Origin of the sequence: Erwinia sp. AnSW2-5 (genome assembly GCF_045107195.1) — a bacterium.
Lineage (GTDB): Bacteria > Pseudomonadota > Gammaproteobacteria > Enterobacterales > Enterobacteriaceae > Erwinia.
Genome location: NZ_JBJGXA010000018.1, coordinates 79,247 through 99,468, shown reverse-complemented (window position 1 = coordinate 99,468; position 20,222 = coordinate 79,247). Strand labels below are relative to the sequence as shown.

Here is a 20,222-nt window from a genome sequence, read left to right as displayed (position 1 = left end):
CCTGGCGTTGGCAGCGATCATTTATCCTCGCGCGAAAACGCGAGTCACACCAACACTCAGAAGGAAAAGCAGATGCGACTGCTGCTGGTGGAAGACGAAGAAAAAACATCGACCTATCTCAGCCGCGCGCTGGGGGAGTCGGGATTCAGGGTGGATGTCTCAGCTGATGGCGCGGAAGGCCTGCACTACGCGCAGGAGTTCGACTATGACGCCATCATCCTCGATGTGATGCTGCCGGGCATGGACGGCTACAAAGTGCTGGAAGGGTTACGCGCCAGTAAACACACCCCGGTGCTGATGCTCTCAGCCCGCGGATCGGTGGATGAGCGCGTCAAAGGCCTGCGCCTGGGGGCGGATGATTATCTGCCCAAACCGTTTTCCCTGATTGAACTGGTGGCACGCATTCAGGCGCTGGTGCGCCGACGCCCCCCGGATGGGGCCGATATGACGCAGTTGCAGATCCACGATCTGCAACTGGACCTGCTGGCACGCCGGGTGTTTCGTGACGGGGTCCGTCTGGAGCTGACGGCAAAAGAGTATGCGCTGCTCAGCCTGCTGGCGCGCCACCAGGGAGAGATCCTCTCCAAGATGATGATTGCGGAGCAGGTGTGGGATATGAATTTCGACAGCGATGCTAACGTGGTGGAAGTCGCCATCAAACGTCTGCGTGCCAAGGTCGACGTGCCGTTCGGCGTCCGCTTACTGCACACCGTGCGCGGCATGGGCTATGTGCTGGAAGTCCGGCCGGATACTGCGCATTAAATGAAGGGGAAAGCGATGTTCAGACGTTCCATCTCTCTGCATCTGGCGCTGATGTTTGCATTGGCAGCCTTACTGATTGTATCGACCATCGGCATTCTGCTGCGCAGTTCGCTGCATCAGTCGCTGCAAAAGCAGATGCATAACGAACTGCTTTTTCGTGAATCCCTGATGAGTCCGTGGATCACTGCCCGCACCTCGGCAGAAGGCTGGTCAACGCTGGCGAACAAGTTCACCGTGCTGGCAAGTTCGGAAGGGGAGCGGGTGCGTTACTGGATCGTCAGCGATCGCCCGGGGTTTAGCGTGGGCGGCCCTCCGCCTGCGGGCGTGAACGGGTCTTCACTTGCCGAAGGGTTTAACAAGCTGCCGGGCGTGACAGAAGGGGCCTGTTCGCTGTTTCTGCTGGTGAAAACCCTGCCCGCCAACGGAGATCGCCCGGCGTTGCGCTATATCGTCGCCATCGACTCCACGCCCTATATGGGCACGCTGGATGCCTTCACGCGCACGCTGTTGATTATCACGGCGCTGGGCGTGCTGATTGTTGCTCTGCTGGGTTATGCCGTCTCGCGCATTGGCCTGCGTCCGCTGGGCGCACTCAGCGATCAGGCACAGCGGCTGGCTCCGGGGGATCACGGCCAGCGTCTGGATAGCGCGGCACTGCCGCAGGAGTTGCAGCAGCTGGCATCATCCTTCAACGGTGTGCTTGAACGCCAGGAGATTGCCTGGCGGCAGCTGGAGAGTTTTAACGCCGATGTGGCGCACGAACTGCGCACGCCGCTGACCAATCTCACCGGGCAAACGCAGCTTGGCCTGGCGCGCCGACGCTCGCATGAGGAGCTGGAAGAGTTGCTGGGTTCCAATCTGGAAGAGCTGGAGCGCATGACCTCAATCGTCAACGATATGCTGTTCCTGTCGCACGCCCACGCCGGGGAACATGCCGCCCAGTTAACCCGCATTTCCCTGCGCGAAGAGACGCTAAAAACGGCAGAGTACGTGGAGCCATCGTTTGCTGCCAAACAGCTTTCACTGAATGTGGAGGGGGACGCGATTGCTCATATTGACCGACGCCTGTTCCACCGCTCGCTGGCAAATCTGCTGGAGAACAGCGCCAGGCACTCAGCGCCGCACAGTACCATTACGGTCAGGCTGAACGAACGGGATCAGCAGGCTTCGGTGGCTGTCTCCAATCCTGGCGACCCGATTGCGTCCCCGCATCTTCACCGTCTGTTTGAACGCTTCTATCGCGTGGACTCATCGCGCACCCGCAGCGATACCCATCACGGCCTCGGGCTGTCTATCGTGCGTGCCGTGGCGATTATGCACCGGGGAGAGGTGTTTGCGCGCAGTGAAGAGGGCGTGAATACCTTTGGGCTGACGTTCGCCTTAACCCCATATGTCGCCTCCCCACGAAATGCCGCGCTGCATTCTGAAAGCTCATTATCTGGCCCGGCTGACAATATTGTCAGGCAGCCGTCAGCCTGACGACATCGGCACCTCGTTACACTCATCGCCACGCAGCATCCACTCAACTGATGATAAGGACGCAACGCATGATGAAAGCAATGAGGTGCTTCGGGCTGTTACTGCCGCTGATCGCCTGCTCTTCCCTGGTACAGGCGCAAAGCCCGGCCGTACATATCGCACCCGGCGGGAGCCAGACCGCGCTGGCCGGACCGGAAGAAAACTTCACCGGACGCGTGCGCGTGGACCCGCTATTTCGCGCGGATAAAGATATCAACGTGTCCGGTGCGTACGTCACCTTCGAACCGGGCGCACGCTCGGCCTGGCATACTCACCCGGCGGGGCAGCGGCTGGTTGTCACCTCCGGCATCGGCCTGACGCAGCAGGAAGGTCAACCGGTGCAAACGATCCGCGCAGGTGATGTCGTCTTATGCCCGCCGGGCGTAAAACACTGGCATGGCGCCGCGCCGGGCAGTGCCATGACGCATCTGGCGATCACCGGTGTGGTCGAAGACAAAAGCGTTACATGGATGGAGAAGGTGAGCGATGAACATTATCACGCGCAGTAGAACACGCCGTGCCGCAGCACTCCTGCTGCTCAGCATCAGCCTGACGTCGGGCGCTGTACCTGCTACAGGAACAGGTTCCACGATGGATCAACAACAAAGCGCATCCGCTACGTTATCTGCGCGTCAGCAGGCCATTCCCTTAATCGGCGCATTGATGGCCAGCAGCAAGATGCCCCAACTGAATGCCGCCCTGAACCAGGGGCTGGATGCCGGGCTGACCATCAATGAATCCAAAGAGATCCTGGTGCAGCTTTATGCCTACAGCGGATTTCCGCGCAGCCTGAATGCCCTGACGGAACTGATGAAGGTGGTGGAGGCGCGTAAAGCGCGTGGTATCCGCGATGCGGAGGGCAGCGAGCCTGCCGGCCCGATTCCGGTCGGGGAGGAACTGCGCCGCGTGGGCACCGCCAACCAGACCCGGATTTCGGGCGCAGCGGTGCAGGGTCCGCTGTTCGATTTTGCGCCGGTGATTAATCAGTTCCTGCAAACTCATCTGTTCGGCGATATTTTTGCCCGCGACAATCTGGACTGGCAAAGCCGTGAGCTGGCTACCGTCGGCGCACTGGCCGCCACGCCCGGTGTGGAAGCGCAGCTGCTGTCCCATATGCGCGCCAGCCTGCGCGTGGGGCTGACGGCCGGGCAACTGCGCCAGCTGGTGCAGGTTCTGCGTGAGCATGGCGAAACGGATGCCGCGATACGAGCGGAAACGGCACTGGCTGCCGCCAGTCGCTGATTGATCACCGGGAGGGATTAATTTTGACAATACGATCAACAACGCTGGGGTTCTGCATGCTGGCGGGCGCATTTGCCGCTTATGCAGAGCCGCTGACGATTCAGGCGCAGGGCAGTTTCTCTGCGGGCGGGACGGTCGCGACCGCGCCGGGGACATTCGACGCCACCCAACCGCTGGAGCCTGGCGGGCAGACGTACCACGGCGATCACGCCTCGGTGTTTTATCAGATCCCGCAACACCCGCACCGCTACCCGATAGTGATGCTGCACGGTGCCGGACAGTCTTCCCGTACCTGGCAGAGCACGCCGGATGGCCGCGAAGGGTTCCAGACTCTCTTCCTGCGCCGTGGTTTCGCGACGTATCTGGTGGATCAACCGCGCCGGGGGGCAGCAGGGCGCAGCAGCGTAGAGGGAACGGTGACGCCGAAAGCCGATGAGCAGCTGTGGTTTAATCAGTTCCGCGTTGGCGTCTGGCCGAACTATTTTTCGGGTGTGCAGTTCTCTCACGACAAAGAGGCGCTGAATCAATATTTCCGCCAGATGACGCCAAATACCGGGCCTTACGACAGCCAGGTGATTTCCGATGCGCTCTCCGCCGTGGTTGATAAAAGCGGCCCGGCGATCCTGTTCACCCATTCCCAGGGCGGCGGCCCGGGCTGGTATACCGCCATGAAAAATCACAAGGTGAAGGCCATCGTGGCCTTTGAACCCGGCAGCGGTTTTGTTTTCCCGGAAAATGCGCTGCCAGCACCAATGCCCAGCGCGTTCGATACCCTGAAAGGTGAAGCGGTGCCGCTGACGCAATTTACCGCGTTAACCAAAATCCCTATCCTGATTATCTATGGCGATAACATCCCCGCGAAACCCGTTGCCATGCCCGCACAGGACAGTTGGCGCGTGCGGCTGGCGATGGCGCGGCAGTGGCGCGATGTGGTGAACCGGCAGGGCGGTGATGTCCGGGTGGTTCATCTGCCGGAGATCGGGATCAAGGGCAATACCCATTTTCCATTCTCCGACCTGAACAATGTGCAGATTGCCGGGCTGGTGGAGGCTTTCCTGAAAGAGAAAAATCTGCTGTAGGGGTCGATCATCTTTTCCGATCGACCCGTACAGATTACCCCAGACTCACAAAACCCCTCTGTTTTACTGCTTTGCATCGCCCGGCGTATTCGCCATAATCCCTTGATACGCCATCATTATTTGAGAGCACTATGATTAGGGTTTTGGTTCCGTTTCTGGCCGTTGCATCGGCATCCGTCCTGGCAGTTGAGGCGCCACCTGCCATCAAACCGCTGCCCTTAACGGCCGTGAAAAGCGGCAGCGATCAGTACCGCAGTCTGTGTGCGGCACTTAAAAATCGCTGTGATGCAGCGAAAGAAACCACCTTATGGAAAAGTAAGGCCGATGCGAACGCCTTCTATCTGATCAATTCATCCCCGGAATTGATGAAGATTGAGAAAGTGGGCAGCACCTGGACCGTGAAAGGAACCTGGGACTTTAGCCAGTATCATCACAGTCATAGCGAGCCAAACCAGAGTGATGACGAGCTGTCTGCCAGCGGTGTTACGCTCTATCCCGCGTTATATCCCCTGGGTAAAAACCAGCAGGCGGTCGCCCTGGTATCCCAATGGTCAACGGGATATTCGGGCGGCGGGCGTGAAGAAAACTATGCTGACTTTATGCAAATCAATGATGACGGGAGTTACCAGGCCGCCTTCAAAGACATTCTGTTTTCCTCCCGTGAAATGATCCGCGCCTGTTTCTCCGAGCAGGATTATGCTCGCAAGTCGCATTGCCACGATGAGAGCTGGCGTGTGTTGCAGTTGAAAATAACGGACGAGGGGAAGGCGTATTATGCCTGGGAGTTCATTACCCAATCCTCCGACTGGCCGTCGTTTACCGATAAATCAGAGATAACCACCTCCGTCAGCCGTGAAGTGAAAGTACCGTTTGCGGAGCGTGCGCAGTAGCCGGGAAAACAGCCTGTGGGTACAACCTGGTACAGCCCTAAAAATTAAAGGTATAATCCCCCGCATTATTCAACGGATTCAGAAGCGAACATGACAAAACTCACCTTACAAGAGCAGATGTTGAAAGCGGGATTAGTCAGCAGCAAAAAAATGGCCAAAGTTCAGAGAACGGTCAAAAAATCAAAGGCTCAGGCCCGTGAGGCCAGAGAAGCAGTAGAAGAGAATAAAAAAGCGCAGATTGAGCGCGATAAGCTGCTCAGCGAACAGCAGAAGCAGGCAGCGCTATCAAAAGAATATAAAGCGCAGGTCAAGCAGCTGATTGAGATGAACAAAATCGATATTGGCAAAGGCAATATTGATTTTAATTTCACCGATAACAACCTGATCAAAAAAATCGCCGTCGATAAGGCCACACAAGCTCAGCTTATCAGCGGTCGTCTTGCCATTGCGCGTTTGCTGGGGAGCAACGGCGAGAACGAATACGCCATTATCCCTGCGGTGGTCGCCGATAAGATTGCGCAGCGCGATGCGAACAGCATTGTGTTAAATAGCGCACTGAGCGCGGAAGAGCAGAACGAAGACGATCCGTATGCCGACTTCAAAGTGCCTGATGATCTGATGTGGTAAATCAGAACGGCGAGGCATTGCAGGCTTTGATTAACGCTTCGCTGATCGGATGAACAAAATGCAACTCACTGGCGTGCAGCATCATACGCGGCGTCAGTTCTGTCCCTGGTAACAGCAAACCACCATACAGATCGCAGCCCAGAATCGGGTGGCCCAGCTGCTGGCAGTGAATGCGTAGCTGATGGGTGCGCCCGGTCTCCGGGGTGAGCTGTACCCGCGTCAATGGCAGTAACGTCCCGTCTTCCTGCTCCTGAACCATGCGCTCAACCACCCGATAGCGGGAGCGGGCGGGCTTACCATTAATGGGGCAAATCGACATCAGCGGGAACAGCGCCGGATCTTTAGCAATTGCCGCATCAATTACCCCTTCGTTGTTATCCAGATGCCCGCACAGCAGCGCGCTGTAAACCTTGGTCACCGTGCGCTGACTGAACTGATGGCAGAGGGCGGCATTGATCGCCTTATTGCGTGCAATCACCATCAACCCGGACGTGCCGAAATCAAGCCGATGGATCAGGGTGCAACCGGGAAAAATCTGTACCAGCCGGTGATGCACGGAATCGAGATTAAGCGGATTTTTCCCTGAAAGACTGAGCAGTCCGGCGGGCTTATTGATCAACACCAGATGCTCATCCTGATAAAGGATCGCTATCTTGTCATGGCACGGCGGGGCAATAAAGGTATCGAAAATCACAGACATCAGGCAGCCCGGGAGGTGAATGGCAGCGGATAATAACCAATTATCAGCCAACTGGCGACGTTAGCGGCTTGTCAGGTTATAAATACAGCAAAGTACCCGTTTATCGCGGGTGGCTGGTCAAAAGCCCTTTAAGGAATGATATTATCGGGTTGAGACGCTGAAAACAGCAAGATGTAAGGCTATTAATCCCTGAGGATAACGAACGAATGAATAACACCATCCCCCTTAAATTTTATGATATCGCTGATGAATATTCGACGGAATCTGCAAAACCGCTCAGTGAGGCAGAACGTGATTCCGTGGCACTCTATTTCCAGCTGCTGCTCACCCGTTTAATGAACAACGAAGAAATCAGCGAGGAAGGGCAGCAGGAGATGGCGGTTGAAGCGGGCATCGACGCGCAGCGTATCGATGAGATAGCCACATTCCTGAACCAATGGGGCAATGAGTAGCCCTTGCTCCGGCGTGCCACGGATGGCGCACCACAGTAAAACCTCGCCTCACTTGCGACATAATCAGATAACCATTACCAATCATTCTATTTGCTTGTGTTTGTATCAAACAGTAACGTTGTTAAAAATAGCGCAATAACAATGGGCTTATCATTAATTTACCTCTGAAATTGAAAATTCGGAGTGAATGATTGCAACGTTATCTGGGGTGGGAATGAACGGACTATCAAAAGCCATTGTATTTACCGCAATGACGCTGACGGCATTTAACATTGCAGCGGCAGAGAATAACAGCAGTGATAATATTATTCGCTACGCAATATGGAGCAATCCCAGCGGTAATTTCCATCCGACACTGTATTTCACGGACTACGATCGCGCGGTTATTTTCACTCTGTTTGGTCGCCTGTTTACCCTCGATCAACAGCAAAATCCAAAACCCTCTCTCGCCGAAAAATATGAATACTCCCGTGACGGGAAAACCCTGACGCTTCATTTAAAACCCGGCGTGAAATGGCACGATGGCACCGCGTTTACCGCTGAAGATGTCTATTTCACCTACGCCACCGAAGCCGATGCAGGCTTCCCGAAAGATACCCCCGGCTTTGTGAAGCACCTGGAAGGTTACGACGATTACCACGCGGGTAAAACGGACCGCCTGGCGGGTATCAAAGTGATCGACCCGCAAACCATTAGTTTCACCTTTGTAGCGCCTTATGCGGCGGCCTTCTCGCACTTTGCCGACCGCCCGGTGCTGGCCAAACATATCTGGAGTAAAGTCCCGGTTTCCGAGTGGAACAAAGCCACCGATCTGCTGCGCAACCCGGTCGGTACCGGCCCGTACAAGTTTGTTGAGTTCCTGCCCGATCAGTACGTCAAGCTGGAGCGCAATGACGACTACTACGGCGGAAAACCGAAAACCAACACGCTGATATTTAAAGTCTCTAACGCGCAGACGGTACAAAATGAGCTGATCAATGGCGACGTGGATATTGCTGAACTCTCCTCCTGGAATAGCCGCGATTTACAGACCTATAAAAATGCCGGCATTCAAATTGTCGAGCAGCCGGGCGTGGGCGCTCAGTATTTATCACTGGATACGCGCAATAAAAATCTGTCGGATCGTCGTGTCAGACAAGCGCTGGTCTATGGCATTGACCGCCAGGCAATTGTCGATAAATTACTTTACGGCCACGGTCAGATATTTAACACCAAAGATAATCCGCACAGCCCTTACTATCCTCAGACGTTAAACCGTTATGCCTATAACCCGGAAAAGGCGAAGGCGTTATTAAAAGAGGCGGGCTGGGCAGACACTAACGGTGATGGCGTGGTGGATAAAGACGGCAAAGATTTCACCCTGACCATCAATTACCCAACCGGTAACCGCACCCGTGAATTAACCGCGCCAATTATTCAGCAAAACCTGAAAAAAATTGGCATCAAGGTGGTGCTTAACGTCGCCGACTTCAACGCCACGCTCTCGATTTTGCAAGATAAAGCGCAGGTCTACGATGGCGTATTGATGGGCGGCACCTTCCGGCCGGGCGAATATGATAACAACTTCTGGTGGGAGCGCTTCGCTACGCCGCAGCTGGATGCTTTCGCCAGTCAGTTTAATGCCAGCATTGACCCTGCCGTCCTCAAGACCCGCATCGGTGGCTGGTTAACGGGAATAAATGAAGAGGTGCCGCACGTCTGGCTTTATATCCCCAACATCGGCTACGCCCTGAGTAAGCGGGTGACAAACTACCACTCTTACCCTTATGAACCTTTCGCCGATGTCGCTGGCTGGAGCGTAAAACAGTAACGCCGGCGCAGTACAGGGTTTTACAGGGCATATTTCTGTAAAACCCGTTCACTTCAGTACGGGATTTTTTATGTTCAGGGTTATTGTTCACCGATTATTGATCGCCATTCCGGTGCTGCTCGGCATCTCACTGCTGGTCTTCTTCTTAATTCAATTACAGCCTGGCGATCCGCTGGTCGGCATGATCTCGCCCGAGACAACGCCCGAGCAGAAACAGGACATGCTGCGCCAGGCTGGCTACCTCGACCCGATATGGCTGCAATACCTGCGCTGGGCCTCGCGCGCGTTAGTGGGGGACTTCGGTTATTCACTCCACAGTGGCGCGCCGGTATTAACGCTGATCGGTGAGCGCATCTTGAATACGCTGCTGCTGGCGGGCAGTTCGCTGTTAATCACCTTAATCGTGGCGCTGCCGCTGGGGATTTATCTCGGCCTGCGTCGTGGTTCCACAGCGGATATCACGGTTTCGCTGTTGTCGTTTGTCATCCTGTCCATTCCGGTGTTTTTCATCGCTATTTTACTGGTGAAAGTCTTTGCCATGAACCTGCGCTGGTTTCCCGTCTCGGGCGTGTCTACGCTCGGCAGTCACCTGACCGGCGTTGACCATCTCGTTGACGTGGCGAAGCACCTTGTTCTGCCTGCTATCACCCTGGCGTTGGGCAATATCGCTATTTTTAGCCGTTATCTGCGTTCCAGTATCAGCGAGTTAATTAACCAGAACTTTATCAAAGCGCTGTTCGCCAGAGGAATGAAGCGCTCGGGCGTCATCTATCCGCATCTGCTGAAAAATGCCGCCAAACCGCTGATTACCGTGGTGGGGATGGAGATCCCGGCGCTGCTTTCGGCCACGCTGCTGACCGAGATTATCTTTAACTGGCCGGGCATTGGACGTCTGAGTTTTGATGCTATTCAGTCACGCGATTTTCCCCTGCTGATGGGCATTGTGCTGTTCCTGGCCGTTATCACCTTAGCCATCAATATCCTGGCGGATATTCTCTATGCTCTCGCCGATCCGCGCGTAAGGCTGACCCGATGATGCCGGACACCGCTCAGCGGCCGCGCACGCGGTTACCTCCTCTGCTGAAAGACAGCTATTTTGTCAGTGGCCTGCTTTTACTGACCTTGCTGGCCGCCTTTTCCCTGTTCGCCCCCTGGCTGACGCCTTACAGCCCCGATGATATGGACCTCTATAATATCGAGGCACCACCCGGCAGCGAACACTGGCTGGGCACCGATGAGATTGGCCGCGATGTCTTCTCCCGGCTGCTCTACGGCGGCCGCGTATCGATTATGGTGGCGCTGGCGGCGGTGTTTTTTCAGGCGGTGCTCGGCATCGTACTGGGCAGCATTGCGGGCTATAAAAGCGGTGCGACCGATATGATCATTATGCGTATCACCGACATTATTATGTGTTTCCCCTTCTACGCGATGGCGATTACTCTCGCGGCCCTGCTGGGTGCCAGCGTCTGGAACGTGATTCTGATCATCGGCGTGCTTCACTGGCCGGGCATCGCCCGACTGGTGCGTGCGGAGCTGCTTTCCCTACGCGAAAGCGGCTACGTACAGGCCGCAAAATCCATGGGCGTGAGCAGCTTCACCATCGTCTGGCGGCATTTGCTGAGGAATGCTTACGCGCCGATCGTGGTGAATCTCACCCTCGCGGTGGCAAACGCCATTCTTGCCGAAGCCGCGCTGAGCTTTATCGGGCTGGGCGTGAAACAGCCGCAGCCGTCATGGGGCAATATGCTCTCGGCGGCGCAGAGTATTCGGGTTATTGACTACGAATGGTGGCTGTGGATCCCGCCCGGTTTAACCATCGTGTTGATGGTACTGGCGATTAACTTTATCGGCGAAGGGCTTGCCCGGGTGTTAAACCCACGGCCTGCGGTGCCGGTGAAAGATATCCACCTCACTCGCTGAAACTCTCTCAAAAAAGGAAAAGCACATGAGTCCGTCCCTTCAGGAAAAAGGCTTCACTGGCAATCTCTCCGCAGAGGAGAGGGTTTTTTCGGAAAAAATTGAACAGTGGTTTGAGCAACACCGTGAAGAATTTATTCAGGATCTGCTGCAATGGGTGGCTTATCCGAGCATTGCCGATGAGGCATTAGCGCAGGACGGCAAGCCTTATGGCAACGAAGTGGAGAAAATTTTCCAGCACGTGAAAGCGCAGGCGGAGAAGCTGGGCTTTGCCACGGAACAGCATCAGGGGCACGCGCTGTCTGTGCTGGCCGATAACCGTAGCGATACCCAGGAACTGGGGCTGATTTCACATCTTGATGTTGTGCCGCCGGGAGATAACTGGCGCTTTGCGCCGTTCGAACCCTTCTATAAACAGGGCTTTGTGATTGGCCGTGGATCGTCGGATAACAAAGGTCCGGCGCTGCTGGATCTCTACCTGCTGCGCGCCTTCCGCGATCTCGGCGTCTCCCTGCACCATAAGCTGCGTGTGATTTACGGGGGCGCAGAGGAAATTGGCATGGGCGACATGAAATATTTCGCCAAAAACGGGCCGGTTCCGCGCTTTTCGGTGATCACCGATGGCGCATTCCCCGTCAACTACGCGCAAAAAGGCGGCCTGAACCTGATTTTACAGATCCCGACCGGCCCGGTGTTATCCCGGCTGTCGGCGGGGGTGGCGGAAAATGCCGTTCCGGCCAGCGCGACATTGCGCTTGAATGCCACGGACGCTGCCACCCTTGAAACCGCACTTGCCCGCTTACCGGACGGGCTGCGCAAAACGCTGTCGGTCACGCCTGAAGGCAGCGATGCGCTGCTGGTGGCGCATGGCAAATCCGGGCACGCTGCGTTTCCTGAAAACACGCAAAATGCCATCCCGCTACTGCTCAATGCCGCCGTGGACGCCGGGCTGCTGACTGATGCTGACCTGAACGCGGCCACGCTGATTGCGCAACTGCTGGCCGATCCCTGGGGCAACGGCGCGGGCATCGCCTTTGAAGATGAGCAGACCGGTAAGCTGACGCTGAACGGCGGCTTAGCGATCCCCAATGCGCACGGCGTGGCGATCTATCTGGATATCCGCTATCCGATCTTGACGGATAAAGACGCCTTGCTGGCGACGCTGAAGCAGGCTATTGCGCCGCTGAACGGCAGCTTAACCATCCTGCGCGACGACCTGCCAATGCACGTGGATAAAGAGAGCCTGCTGGTACAGCGCTTGCAGCAAACCTATGACGCCATCGCGGATGCCAGAACCGAACCTTACACCATGGGCGGTGGCACCCATGCGCGCGTGTTGCCGAACGCCATCACCTTTGGTCCGGGATTTGGCCGGGGTGCGTCGGCGTTGTTCAACGGGGAAAACGTCAACCAACGGCCTGACTTTATTCCTGACGGACACGGTTCCCCGCACGGTCCTGACGAGTTTGTCTCGATTGAAAACCTGAAGCGCGCGTTTAAAGTGTATGCCATCGCCATTCCGCGTTTAGACAGCTGGCTGGCGCAGGGGCTTATCGACAATGACGGATAACGCGCCTTTACTCAGCATCGAGGGGCTGTCCGTGCGCTATCCGGGGCAGGGCGCAGACGTGACGGCGGTGGACCAGGTGAGCCTGAGCGTTGCTGCCGGGGAAATACTGGCCGTCATCGGTGAATCGGGTGCCGGAAAATCGGCGATTGCGCAGGCGATCCCGGGATTATTACCGGCGAATGCCCTCGTTTCCGGCAAGATCCTGTTTCAGGGCATCGACCTGCTGACGCTCAATCGCACTGAACTCTCCGCCCTCAGAGGGCGGGAGATCGCCATGATATTTCAGGACCCGACGTCATCACTCGACCCGGTTTTCTCCGTCGGCACCCAGCTGAACGAGTCTATTGCCCTGTGCGATCCCTCACTCAATGCTGTGCAGCGGAAGGCACGCGCCATGACGTTGCTGACGCAGGTGGGCATTGCGCAGGCGGATAAACGCCTGAAAAACTACCCTCACCAATTCTCGGGCGGCCAGATCCAGCGCATCATGATCGCGATGGCGCTGGCCGGGCGACCAAAGATGCTGATTGCCGATGAGCCAACCACCGCGCTGGACGTCACCACGCAGCAGGAAATCCTCGATCTGCTGTTCAGCCTCAACCAGCAGTCCGGCATGGCGCTGCTGCTGATCACCCATGATATGGGCGTGGTCGCCGATATTGCGCAGCGGGTGATTGTGATGCGGCAGGGAAAAATTGAGGAAAACAGCGTAACAAAAACCCTGTTCCGTACCCCCGAAAGTGCCTATACCCGCCAGCTGCTGGCGGCTATCCCGTCATCCGTATCACAACAGATGGCCGCTGAGGAAACGTTTGACGCACTGGTGCAGGTGAACAATGTACACATCAGTTATCCGGCAGGCTTTGGCCAGCGTCATAACATTGTGGGCGGCGTCTCTTTTAACATCGGTAAAGGCGAGTTTCTCGGCCTGCTGGGGGAATCCGGTTCGGGGAAAACCACACTGGGGCGCAGCCTGCTGGGCATGATTAAACCGGATCGGGGCACCCTGACGCTGGCAGGAGAGGCGATTTATGCCCCCAGCCGCACGCGCAGCAAAGCGATTAAATCGCAGGTGGGTGCTATTTTCCAGAACCCGCTAAGCTCGCTCAATCCACGTATGACGCTCGGCCAGTCGATTGCTGAACCCTTACGCACGCACAGCACATTAAAGGAGGTGGCGATCCTCAACCGGGTGAAGTCATTAATCACGGAAGTCGGGCTTCCTGCCGAATGGCACCAGAAATACCCGTATGAGATTTCAGGCGGACAGTGCCAGCGCATTGCGATTGCGCGTGCGCTGGCGCTGAACCCGCAGCTGCTGATTGCCGATGAACCCACCTCGGCGCTCGATGTCTCTATCCAGGAAAGCATCCTCACGCTGCTGCGCAATCTGCAAAAGGAGTATCAGTTTGCCTGCCTGTTTATCAGCCACGACCTGGCGGTGGTGCGCAGCCTGTGCCAGTCGGCGCTGGTCTTGAGGAACGGCTCTGTGGTGGAGCAGGGGCGGGTAAGCGAACTGTTTTCACGGCCTGCAAGCGACTATACGCGATCGCTGATCGACAGCATTCCCTTCGCCGATCCGCAGCATCAGGAAAATAAGCGTCGGCTGCGGGCGCCGTGGCTGTTTGCGAATGCATACGAATTGGTGGGCTGACTGCGGGGGAAATGACCTCAGGCCCACGCAAGGAGAATCATTCTACGCAGACACAATGATGGCCAATACCGCGCTGACCCTTTCGGCATGAAATGAAATTGAAACGGCTACCCGTGCCCAGCGCGCGTTAGCCGCTTTCCTCTCCACAAAATTTGAGACGCAACAGATCCTGATTAAAGATGCGGATGTTAAACTTCGTTTAATTCAGCACGTAATAACGTTTCGAACGCATTTCGTGCGTGGTGAAGATCTATTCTACTATTTTTTATAAAGTAATTTTGTACGGGAGGTAACTGGTTAAACGTATACCCCCTGATATTACCTGTTCTTTTGAACTGCTCAAAAAAGCCAGCAGGCACCAGGGAGACACCTGCTCCGGAACTGACACACCCGAGAATAGTTCCGTAACTTGCAATGCTGGTAATATCGACCGGAACCTGATGCTGATTTAGCCAACGTTCCAGGGCCTGTCGGTAAGGGCACCCGTGTGGCCACATATAAACGCGTTTACCTTCCAGGTCCTGAGGAATGGATATCTTTCCTGCATAAGGTGATGCAATCAATATCAGTGATTCTTTATGAGCATTCACATAAGTGATATCCGGATGGTCACTCTTTGTCGCAATAACAGCACAATCGAGTTTATGTTCAGCGACATCACTGACTAGCTGTTGCCATGTCCCTGTACTGAACTGCATCTGGACGGCAGGGCAGTTTTGATGGAATGCTGAGAGAACGGCCGGTAGTCGTCCTGTTGCTGCAGATTCAATAGCCCCGATCCGTAGCACCCCTCCAGGCTCTGAGGAGGGTTCAAGTGCCCGGCGGGCTTCCTGGCAGTAAGCCAGTATTTTTCTGGCGTACTCAAGCAGTATTTCTCCCGAAGGTGTAATAACCAGACCGCGTCCTTTGCGTATAAAAAGAGAAACACCCAGTTCCGATTCCAGGAGCCTGATTCTGTTTGTGATATTCGAGGGAACACAGTGCAATAGCCCGGATGCTTTGGCGATGCTACCTTGCTCGACGACTGTTTTGAACATTTTCAGCTGAGATAAATCCATTCTCATATAACTCACGAAAAGTGAATGATTAACTCACTATAAGTCAGTTGTAGTGTGCCAATCAATCATCCTACACTCCATGGAGAAAGTGGGGTCAGACAGTATTTTTCAAAACACCGTAATAAAAATCGGAATTATTTAATTTTCATCCGTTTACCCATGAGCGATTCAAGCGCTTTTAAATGATTTCAGTCAGTGAATAACAGAGGTGAATATATGAATTCATTATCTTTGCAATGCTGTGATGGCATATCAACAAAACCTTCTTCTATGCATAAACTGGGGGGGGTATTCATCGATGGTTTGCCTAAACATATCTCAATGTTAAAAATCCCTGGTCGATGGATAGCCGGGAATGTTCGCATGTCACCCATGCCCGTGCATATTGAGCATGTCAAAGATATTCAGAATATGATGTACGAAGTTCTTTATCATGAGATAACTCAGGAGGCTCAGGCTTACGCGGAGGGGACTTTTCTCGCCTTTCTGAAAAAAGAAAAAGTTGATCCCGGAGTGCTCAGTTTCTTTAACGGCTGGAATGAAACGCACAAAACGACAAGCCTGGTATCTGGAAAAATAATCATGCGCCTGTCAGCTGATGCACGTTACATTTCACATGAAGAACAGGCTATCTATCATAATGTTCTGGCTCATATGCATGAAGTGACAAAAGATGACTTTGGCCTTGGTCAAAAGGGACATGATGGAATGTATAAATACATGGCGAATGCTTTTGGGGCTGCCGCCTGGGTTGATGATAAATATAAAATCAATGAGTGTAATACGTTCTCTGATTTCCTCTACAATATCGGCATTGCAAAACATCAGTCTGCGATGAATTCCCCTGAATACTGGCAGTCTGTCATGGATGCCATGATGGTTTCTGTCGCTTCTGAACTCTGGAACGGACGCGAATACAATTTTTTTGCCCAGTTTATAGAGGGGAAATTATTGTCCTTCGATGCGTCGTTAAATGAGGACGCTAAAACTCTGCATAAAGCCAAAGGTTACGTCATGGGACATGCTGGTGAGGTGGAAAACCGGCATGGTTTGCATGCGCTGGGCGCATTACAGGCTTTTGGCCGTATCGCCAAGCTTTCATTCGATACAGAAAGACTTAAAAATGCCATGTTTGATTATAACAGGAGAGCGGGAGTCGCTTTTTGTGCATTACAAAATGTGCTAACTCACTAAAATACGAGGCTGGCTATTAATTTGACAGGGCTGGCTGCAATTGCTTCTTTATGACTTAATCCTGTCATTATCCGTCCATCGACTGTTATTCAGTAACTGACTGATTTTCATAGGGGGAGGAAGAATTTATGAATATTGATATTTCTCTTGTTGCACTGGGAGGCTTCGCTTTCTGTGGCGGTCTGATCGATGCTGCTGTGGGTGGCGGAGGGCTGGTCCAAATTCCTGCTCTTATTCATGCTTTACCAGACTCCAGTCTGTCGACGATTTTTGGTACCAACAAACTTGCAGTACTTCTGGGGAACTCATTTTCTGTCTCAGGTTACCTCCGCCGTGTAAAAGTTAAATGGCAGCTTATTATTCCAACAATGGGTGCTGCATTTATTTTTTCATTTTCTGGCGCATATGCTGTCTCTCTTATACCAAGGGAGTTTATGGAATACCTGATTTTTGTTATTCTTATTATTATGGCTGTATATACATTTATAAAAAAAGACTTGGGGCGGATACATTCTGATATCAAGATTGGTTCGAAAGAGATACTGTTGGGGATAGTTCTGGGCGCTGTTATCGGATTCTATGATGGCATATTCGGAGCAGGTAGTGGAAGTCTTTTGCTTTTTGCCTTTGTTAAATATTTCGGCTTTGATTTTTTGAATGCTTCTGCATCAGCAAAATTAATAAATATTGGGACATTTACCGCTGCGCTAATTTTTTTCGTACCGTCAGGGCATGTATTGTGGGTGACTGGAAGTATTGTCGGTATTTGTAATGTTGCCGGGGCTGTGACAGGCGTATTTTTAGCGTTGCGGTTTGGCAGTGGGTTTATCAGGTTTTTTTTTCTGATATTATTACTGTTTCTCATCGGGCGAATGGGAATTTCCCTTCTCTGAATCAGTCTGAACAGAATGCCGATAGCCTGTCCTGAGAGGGGCATGATATGAGGCACAATCGGTAAAGGCTCAAGCCCACAATCTGCATTTTTTTCATTGAAAAATATCCACCGCTGCAGGCTGTTACAGCGAGTTATAGATGGATTCTATATCTCTCTGCAATAAATCAATTTCACTTCGCCTGATGCCCGCCCTATGCTGCAGCGGAAAATATGAAATGTTCTCAGGAGGAAATGTGGAAAAACAACAGCTCGCGGCGGGTGTGCTGAAGGCATTAGGGGGGGCGGACAATCTCGTTAAGCTGAGTTACTGCGCCAGTCGCATCAGGGTGACCATTCGTGACAACGCGCGCTTCGACAGGCACGCGTTAGAAGCGTTAGACGCGATTAAATCCGTGCTGGAAGTCGACACGGCTCAGCACAGCACTGAGTATCACCTGGTTGTCGGCCCCGGTAACTCGCGTTCGTTGTATGAGGCGCTGACGGGGTTAACCGATCAGCGTCGTTAAACCAGCAGGTGGCGGATCGGCTCAAGATGCTGTTGCATCAGTTCCTGCATTTGCACCACGTGAGCCGTGTCCCTCTTCTCACGCATCAAATAAAAGCCGACGTTATAGCGTGTGCTGGGTTGCGTGGTTTGCAACGGAACGATCTTATGGTGAGAAAAGAAGTCAGCCATGCATAACGGATAGCTCAACATCACGGCATCCGACTCGTTGATCATGTCGACTGCCGCCATCATCGAGTTAGTTGACCAGATAACCCTCTCCTCTAAATGCATGCGGTTTCTTGCCTGCCTTTTCGGTTGCATATCCTCCATCATATGTTGAAAGCGACCCTCATCCGGCGTCAGCTCCACACAAGGATAATCCTGCAGTTCAACCGGTTCGATGACTCTGTTGCTCAGCGGATGACCCTGCCGGACAAACAGGCTGTCTGTGACGCTAAACAGCGGCACAAAGCTGATCCCCGCCTTCGAATTCAGCCCCTGAATTTCATGCCCGACAAACAGATCGATATCACCACCCAGTAACAGGTCCATCAATCTGAGATGGTTTCCCTGGTCGATGTGAATATTGACGGTAGGGTGCAGCGTTCTGTAAGCGGTGAAGCTGTCGCGGATAAACAGGTGCCACCAGGCATGTCCGGTGCCCATGCGCAGGCTTTGCACCTGACGCGCCTTAATAAAGGCCAGTTTTGTCAGCGTATTTTCATAAATCCGCTGCATCATTTGCGCCTGCTCAAGCAAAAGATCGCCATATTCAGTGGTCTTCACGCCCGTTGACGTGCGCTCCAGCAGCTGCACGCCCAGACTCTCTTCTAACTTCTTCATATTATGGGTAACGGTGGGCTGGCTAAGGCAAAGTTTGTTTGCAGCATGACTCACATTTTTGAACATCGCGACTTCAATAAACTGACGAAGAATTTTATCCACGATCACATATTCCCCTCATGCTATAGATTTTTTCTATAGCTTAGCGGTGAAAATCAATTTCCGTCAATGTCATGGTTTCGCTATTTTTTTCTTATGACGATATTCTCGCCCCCACCTGAGAACAAGCTATGAGAAGAGTGATCCCGGAACTGGTGCTTGCCGTGCTGACCCTGACATCGGGTCTGGCTGCTGCAGATACCCTGCGCATGGAGTGTCCGCCCAGCAAGGAAGGCCGTCAATTTTGTCACTACATTAAACAGAAGTTTGAGGCTCAAACGGGCCATACCCTGAAATTTATCGATCTTCCTCCCGCCTCCAATGAAAAACTGTCGTTGTTCCAGCAGTTGTTTGCCGCGAAAGATGCCGATGCCATTGATCTGTTTCAGGCGGATACCGTGTGGATTGGTGTGCTGGACAAACATCTTCTGGATTTGACGGACAGCGTTAGCGATATCCGCAATGACTTTTTCCCCACCGCGATGCAAAACGATGTGATCAATGGACGCGTGAAAGCGATTCCCGCCTATATGGATGCGGGGGCGTTGTTTTATCGCAAAGACTTACTGGCTAAATACGGCGAAAAGCCCCCGGTGACCTGGACAGAACTGACCCGTATTGCCACGCGCATTCAGCAGAGTGAACGCGAATCAGGGCATAAAAATTTCTGGGGAATGGTGTTTCAGGGCAAAGCCTATGAAGGGCTGACCTGTAATGCGCTGGAGTGGGTGGAGTCACAGAACGGCGGCAGTATTATTGATGCTCAAGGCAATATTACTATCAACAACGCGCGCGCTGCACAGGCGTTGGATATGGCCGCAGGCTGGATCGGTAAAATCGTACCGCCTGGGGCGCTGGGCTATATGGAAGAGGAGTCGCGTTCGGTATTCCAAAACGGTGATGCCCTGTTTATGCGCAACTGGCCTTATGCCTATACGCTGGCAGAAGACCGCAGCAGTGCCATTCGTGGCAAGGTCGGCGTTATGCCGTTACCCGCAAGCGATGATGGCACACCGGTCAGCGCCATGGGCGGCTGGCACTGGGCGATCAGTGCTTATACCAAAAATCCACAGGCAGCGATTGCCTTGCTCAACATCGTCAGCAGTGCCGAATCACAGAAGAAAACGCTGGCGCTGATGGGGTGGACTCCGTCACGCACCGCGCTGTATGACGATCCCGACATCCTGGCGCAGGCACCTTATCTCTCTGACTTCAAAAATATCTTCTTGCTGGCCAAACCGCGTCCCGCCACGCAGACCCGACGCCAGTACGCGCAGGTCTCTAAAGCTATCTATAACGCCACCTACAATGTGTTGCGCGGTGACATTGATGGGGCAACAGCGGTGGCCGGGTTACAGCAGCGGCTGGAGAGAATTAAAGCCAGAGGATGGCGTTAAAGCCAATGCCCCATTAACGGTCCGGAGT

The 20,222-nt window shown here is 53.7% G+C and carries 20 protein-coding genes; 17 read left to right on the top strand and 3 right to left on the bottom strand.

The window, feature by feature from the left end; genetic code table 11:
* The first annotated feature begins 72 nt into the window (after positions 1 to 72).
* The 7 genes from ACFL9S_RS14720 (at position 73) to ACFL9S_RS14690 (ending at position 6,118) form a co-directional block, all read left to right on the top strand.
* Entirely contained in the window at positions 73 to 762 is a 690-nt protein-coding gene (locus ACFL9S_RS14720) for a heavy metal response regulator transcription factor (RefSeq protein ID WP_405262639.1), read from the top strand.
* A 15-nt stretch (positions 763 to 777) separates the two neighbouring features.
* Entirely contained in the window at positions 778 to 2,241 is a 1,464-nt protein-coding gene (locus tag ACFL9S_RS14715; protein WP_405262638.1) for a heavy metal sensor histidine kinase, read from the top strand.
* 68 nt (positions 2,242 to 2,309) lie between these two features.
* Complete coding sequence (locus ACFL9S_RS14710; protein WP_405262637.1) at positions 2,310 to 2,789, top strand: cupin domain-containing protein; 480 nt, start codon at positions 2,310 to 2,312, stop codon at positions 2,787 to 2,789.
* Entirely contained in the window at positions 2,767 to 3,522 is a 756-nt protein-coding gene (locus ACFL9S_RS14705; protein ID WP_405262636.1) for a carboxymuconolactone decarboxylase family protein, read from the top strand. The genes ACFL9S_RS14710 and ACFL9S_RS14705 overlap by 23 nt, the downstream gene beginning before the upstream one ends.
* A 56-nt stretch (positions 3,523 to 3,578) precedes the next feature.
* A complete protein-coding gene (locus ACFL9S_RS14700) occupies positions 3,579 to 4,601 on the top strand; it encodes an alpha/beta hydrolase (protein WP_405262728.1) in 1,023 nt (340 codons plus the stop codon).
* 131 nt (positions 4,602 to 4,732) lie between these two features.
* The gene (locus tag ACFL9S_RS14695; RefSeq protein ID WP_405262635.1) at positions 4,733 to 5,491 is read left to right on the top strand and encodes a hypothetical protein; all 759 of its coding nucleotides are present in this window, start codon (positions 4,733 to 4,735) and stop codon (positions 5,489 to 5,491) included.
* A gap of 90 nt (positions 5,492 to 5,581) precedes the next feature.
* Positions 5,582 to 6,118, top strand: a complete 537-nt coding sequence (locus ACFL9S_RS14690) for a DUF2058 domain-containing protein (protein WP_405262634.1) — start codon at positions 5,582 to 5,584, stop codon at positions 6,116 to 6,118.
* A 1-nt stretch (position 6,119) separates the two neighbouring features.
* On the opposite strand, the gene ACFL9S_RS14685 is transcribed toward ACFL9S_RS14690, so the two are convergent.
* On the bottom strand, positions 6,120 to 6,818 hold the full coding sequence (locus ACFL9S_RS14685) for an RluA family pseudouridine synthase (protein ID WP_405262633.1): 699 nt from the start codon (positions 6,816 to 6,818) through the stop codon (positions 6,120 to 6,122).
* Positions 6,819 to 7,024: 206 nt separating this feature from the next.
* Here ACFL9S_RS14685 and ACFL9S_RS14680 point away from each other — a divergent pair, with 206 nt between their 5' ends.
* The 6 genes from ACFL9S_RS14680 to ACFL9S_RS14655 all read left to right on the top strand — a co-directional run bounded on the left by ACFL9S_RS14680 (position 7,025) and on the right by ACFL9S_RS14655 (position 14,221).
* Positions 7,025 to 7,270 (top strand): YmjA family protein, encoded by a 246-nt coding sequence (locus ACFL9S_RS14680; protein ID WP_405262632.1) that lies wholly within the window; start codon positions 7,025 to 7,027, stop codon positions 7,268 to 7,270.
* Between the two features lie 214 nt (positions 7,271 to 7,484).
* Positions 7,485 to 9,080, top strand: a complete 1,596-nt coding sequence (locus tag ACFL9S_RS14675; protein ID WP_405262631.1) for an ABC transporter substrate-binding protein — start codon at positions 7,485 to 7,487, stop codon at positions 9,078 to 9,080.
* Positions 9,081 to 9,150: 70 nt separating this feature from the next.
* Positions 9,151 to 10,116: an ABC transporter permease gene (locus tag ACFL9S_RS14670; protein ID WP_405262630.1), complete on the top strand. Its 966-nt coding sequence runs from the start codon at positions 9,151 to 9,153 to the stop codon at positions 10,114 to 10,116.
* Entirely contained in the window at positions 10,113 to 11,000 is an 888-nt protein-coding gene (gene opp4C, locus ACFL9S_RS14665) for an oligopeptide ABC transporter permease (RefSeq protein WP_405262629.1), read from the top strand. The genes ACFL9S_RS14670 and opp4C overlap by 4 nt, the downstream gene beginning before the upstream one ends.
* Before the next feature lie 25 nt (positions 11,001 to 11,025).
* Positions 11,026 to 12,567, top strand: a complete 1,542-nt coding sequence (locus tag ACFL9S_RS14660) for a Sapep family Mn(2+)-dependent dipeptidase (RefSeq protein ID WP_405262628.1) — start codon at positions 11,026 to 11,028, stop codon at positions 12,565 to 12,567.
* The gene (locus ACFL9S_RS14655; protein ID WP_405262627.1) at positions 12,557 to 14,221 is read left to right on the top strand and encodes a dipeptide ABC transporter ATP-binding protein; all 1,665 of its coding nucleotides are present in this window, start codon (positions 12,557 to 12,559) and stop codon (positions 14,219 to 14,221) included. The genes ACFL9S_RS14660 and ACFL9S_RS14655 overlap by 11 nt, the downstream gene beginning before the upstream one ends.
* Before the next feature lie 188 nt (positions 14,222 to 14,409).
* Here ACFL9S_RS14655 and ACFL9S_RS14650 read toward each other — a convergent pair whose 3' ends face one another.
* On the bottom strand, positions 14,410 to 15,279 hold the full coding sequence (locus ACFL9S_RS14650; protein ID WP_405262626.1) for a LysR family transcriptional regulator: 870 nt from the start codon (positions 15,277 to 15,279) through the stop codon (positions 14,410 to 14,412).
* A 216-nt stretch (positions 15,280 to 15,495) separates the two neighbouring features.
* On the opposite strand from ACFL9S_RS14650, the gene ACFL9S_RS14645 reads away from it, so the two are divergent.
* The 3 genes from ACFL9S_RS14645 (at position 15,496) to ACFL9S_RS14635 (ending at position 17,874) form a co-directional block, all read left to right on the top strand.
* Entirely contained in the window at positions 15,496 to 16,473 is a 978-nt protein-coding gene (locus tag ACFL9S_RS14645; protein WP_405262625.1) for a hypothetical protein, read from the top strand.
* Between the two features lie 128 nt (positions 16,474 to 16,601).
* Positions 16,602 to 17,366, top strand: a complete 765-nt coding sequence (locus ACFL9S_RS14640; protein WP_405262624.1) for a sulfite exporter TauE/SafE family protein — start codon at positions 16,602 to 16,604, stop codon at positions 17,364 to 17,366.
* Between the two features lie 235 nt (positions 17,367 to 17,601).
* Entirely contained in the window at positions 17,602 to 17,874 is a 273-nt protein-coding gene (locus tag ACFL9S_RS14635) for a PTS transporter subunit EIIB (RefSeq protein ID WP_405262623.1), read from the top strand.
* Here the strand turns inward: ACFL9S_RS14635 and ACFL9S_RS14630 are convergent.
* On the bottom strand, positions 17,871 to 18,806 hold the full coding sequence (locus ACFL9S_RS14630) for a LysR substrate-binding domain-containing protein (protein ID WP_405262622.1): 936 nt from the start codon (positions 18,804 to 18,806) through the stop codon (positions 17,871 to 17,873). The two genes, ACFL9S_RS14635 and ACFL9S_RS14630, sit on opposite strands and share 4 nt — an antisense overlap.
* Before the next feature lie 122 nt (positions 18,807 to 18,928).
* Between ACFL9S_RS14630 and ACFL9S_RS14625 the strand changes: the two genes are divergently transcribed.
* Positions 18,929 to 20,194: an ABC transporter substrate-binding protein gene (locus ACFL9S_RS14625; protein ID WP_405262621.1), complete on the top strand. Its 1,266-nt coding sequence runs from the start codon at positions 18,929 to 18,931 to the stop codon at positions 20,192 to 20,194.
* Positions 20,195 to 20,222: the final 28 nt, after the last annotated feature.

What these genes read in the sequence shown, in the direction of transcription:
- ACFL9S_RS14640 (WP_405262624.1), top strand. Translation starts at nt 16,602, where the DNA reads ATGAATATTGATATTTCTCTTGTTGCACTGGGAGGCTTCGCTTTCTGT.
- ACFL9S_RS14705 (WP_405262636.1), top strand. Translation starts at nt 2,767, where the DNA reads ATGAACATTATCACGCGCAGTAGAACACGCCGTGCCGCAGCACTCCTG.
- ACFL9S_RS14695 (WP_405262635.1), top strand. Translation starts at nt 4,733, where the DNA reads ATGATTAGGGTTTTGGTTCCGTTTCTGGCCGTTGCATCGGCATCCGTC.
- ACFL9S_RS14660 (WP_405262628.1), top strand. Translation starts at nt 11,026, where the DNA reads ATGAGTCCGTCCCTTCAGGAAAAAGGCTTCACTGGCAATCTCTCCGCA.
- ACFL9S_RS14710 (WP_405262637.1), top strand. Translation starts at nt 2,310, where the DNA reads ATGATGAAAGCAATGAGGTGCTTCGGGCTGTTACTGCCGCTGATCGCC.
- ACFL9S_RS14715 (WP_405262638.1), top strand. Translation starts at nt 778, where the DNA reads ATGTTCAGACGTTCCATCTCTCTGCATCTGGCGCTGATGTTTGCATTG.
- ACFL9S_RS14645 (WP_405262625.1), top strand. Translation starts at nt 15,496, where the DNA reads ATGAATTCATTATCTTTGCAATGCTGTGATGGCATATCAACAAAACCT.
- ACFL9S_RS14690 (WP_405262634.1), top strand. Translation starts at nt 5,582, where the DNA reads ATGACAAAACTCACCTTACAAGAGCAGATGTTGAAAGCGGGATTAGTC.
- ACFL9S_RS14680 (WP_405262632.1), top strand. Translation starts at nt 7,025, where the DNA reads ATGAATAACACCATCCCCCTTAAATTTTATGATATCGCTGATGAATAT.
- ACFL9S_RS14720 (WP_405262639.1), top strand. Translation starts at nt 73, where the DNA reads ATGCGACTGCTGCTGGTGGAAGACGAAGAAAAAACATCGACCTATCTC.
- ACFL9S_RS14655 (WP_405262627.1), top strand. Translation starts at nt 12,557, where the DNA reads ATGACGGATAACGCGCCTTTACTCAGCATCGAGGGGCTGTCCGTGCGC.
- ACFL9S_RS14625 (WP_405262621.1), top strand. Translation starts at nt 18,929, where the DNA reads ATGAGAAGAGTGATCCCGGAACTGGTGCTTGCCGTGCTGACCCTGACA.
- ACFL9S_RS14675 (WP_405262631.1), top strand. Translation starts at nt 7,485, where the DNA reads ATGAACGGACTATCAAAAGCCATTGTATTTACCGCAATGACGCTGACG.
- ACFL9S_RS14670 (WP_405262630.1), top strand. Translation starts at nt 9,151, where the DNA reads ATGTTCAGGGTTATTGTTCACCGATTATTGATCGCCATTCCGGTGCTG.
- ACFL9S_RS14700 (WP_405262728.1), top strand. Translation starts at nt 3,579, where the DNA reads ATGCTGGCGGGCGCATTTGCCGCTTATGCAGAGCCGCTGACGATTCAG.
- ACFL9S_RS14650 (WP_405262626.1), bottom strand. Translation starts at nt 15,279, where the DNA reads ATGGATTTATCTCAGCTGAAAATGTTCAAAACAGTCGTCGAGCAAGGT.
- opp4C (WP_405262629.1), top strand. Translation starts at nt 10,113, where the DNA reads ATGATGCCGGACACCGCTCAGCGGCCGCGCACGCGGTTACCTCCTCTG.
- ACFL9S_RS14685 (WP_405262633.1), bottom strand. Translation starts at nt 6,818, where the DNA reads ATGTCTGTGATTTTCGATACCTTTATTGCCCCGCCGTGCCATGACAAG.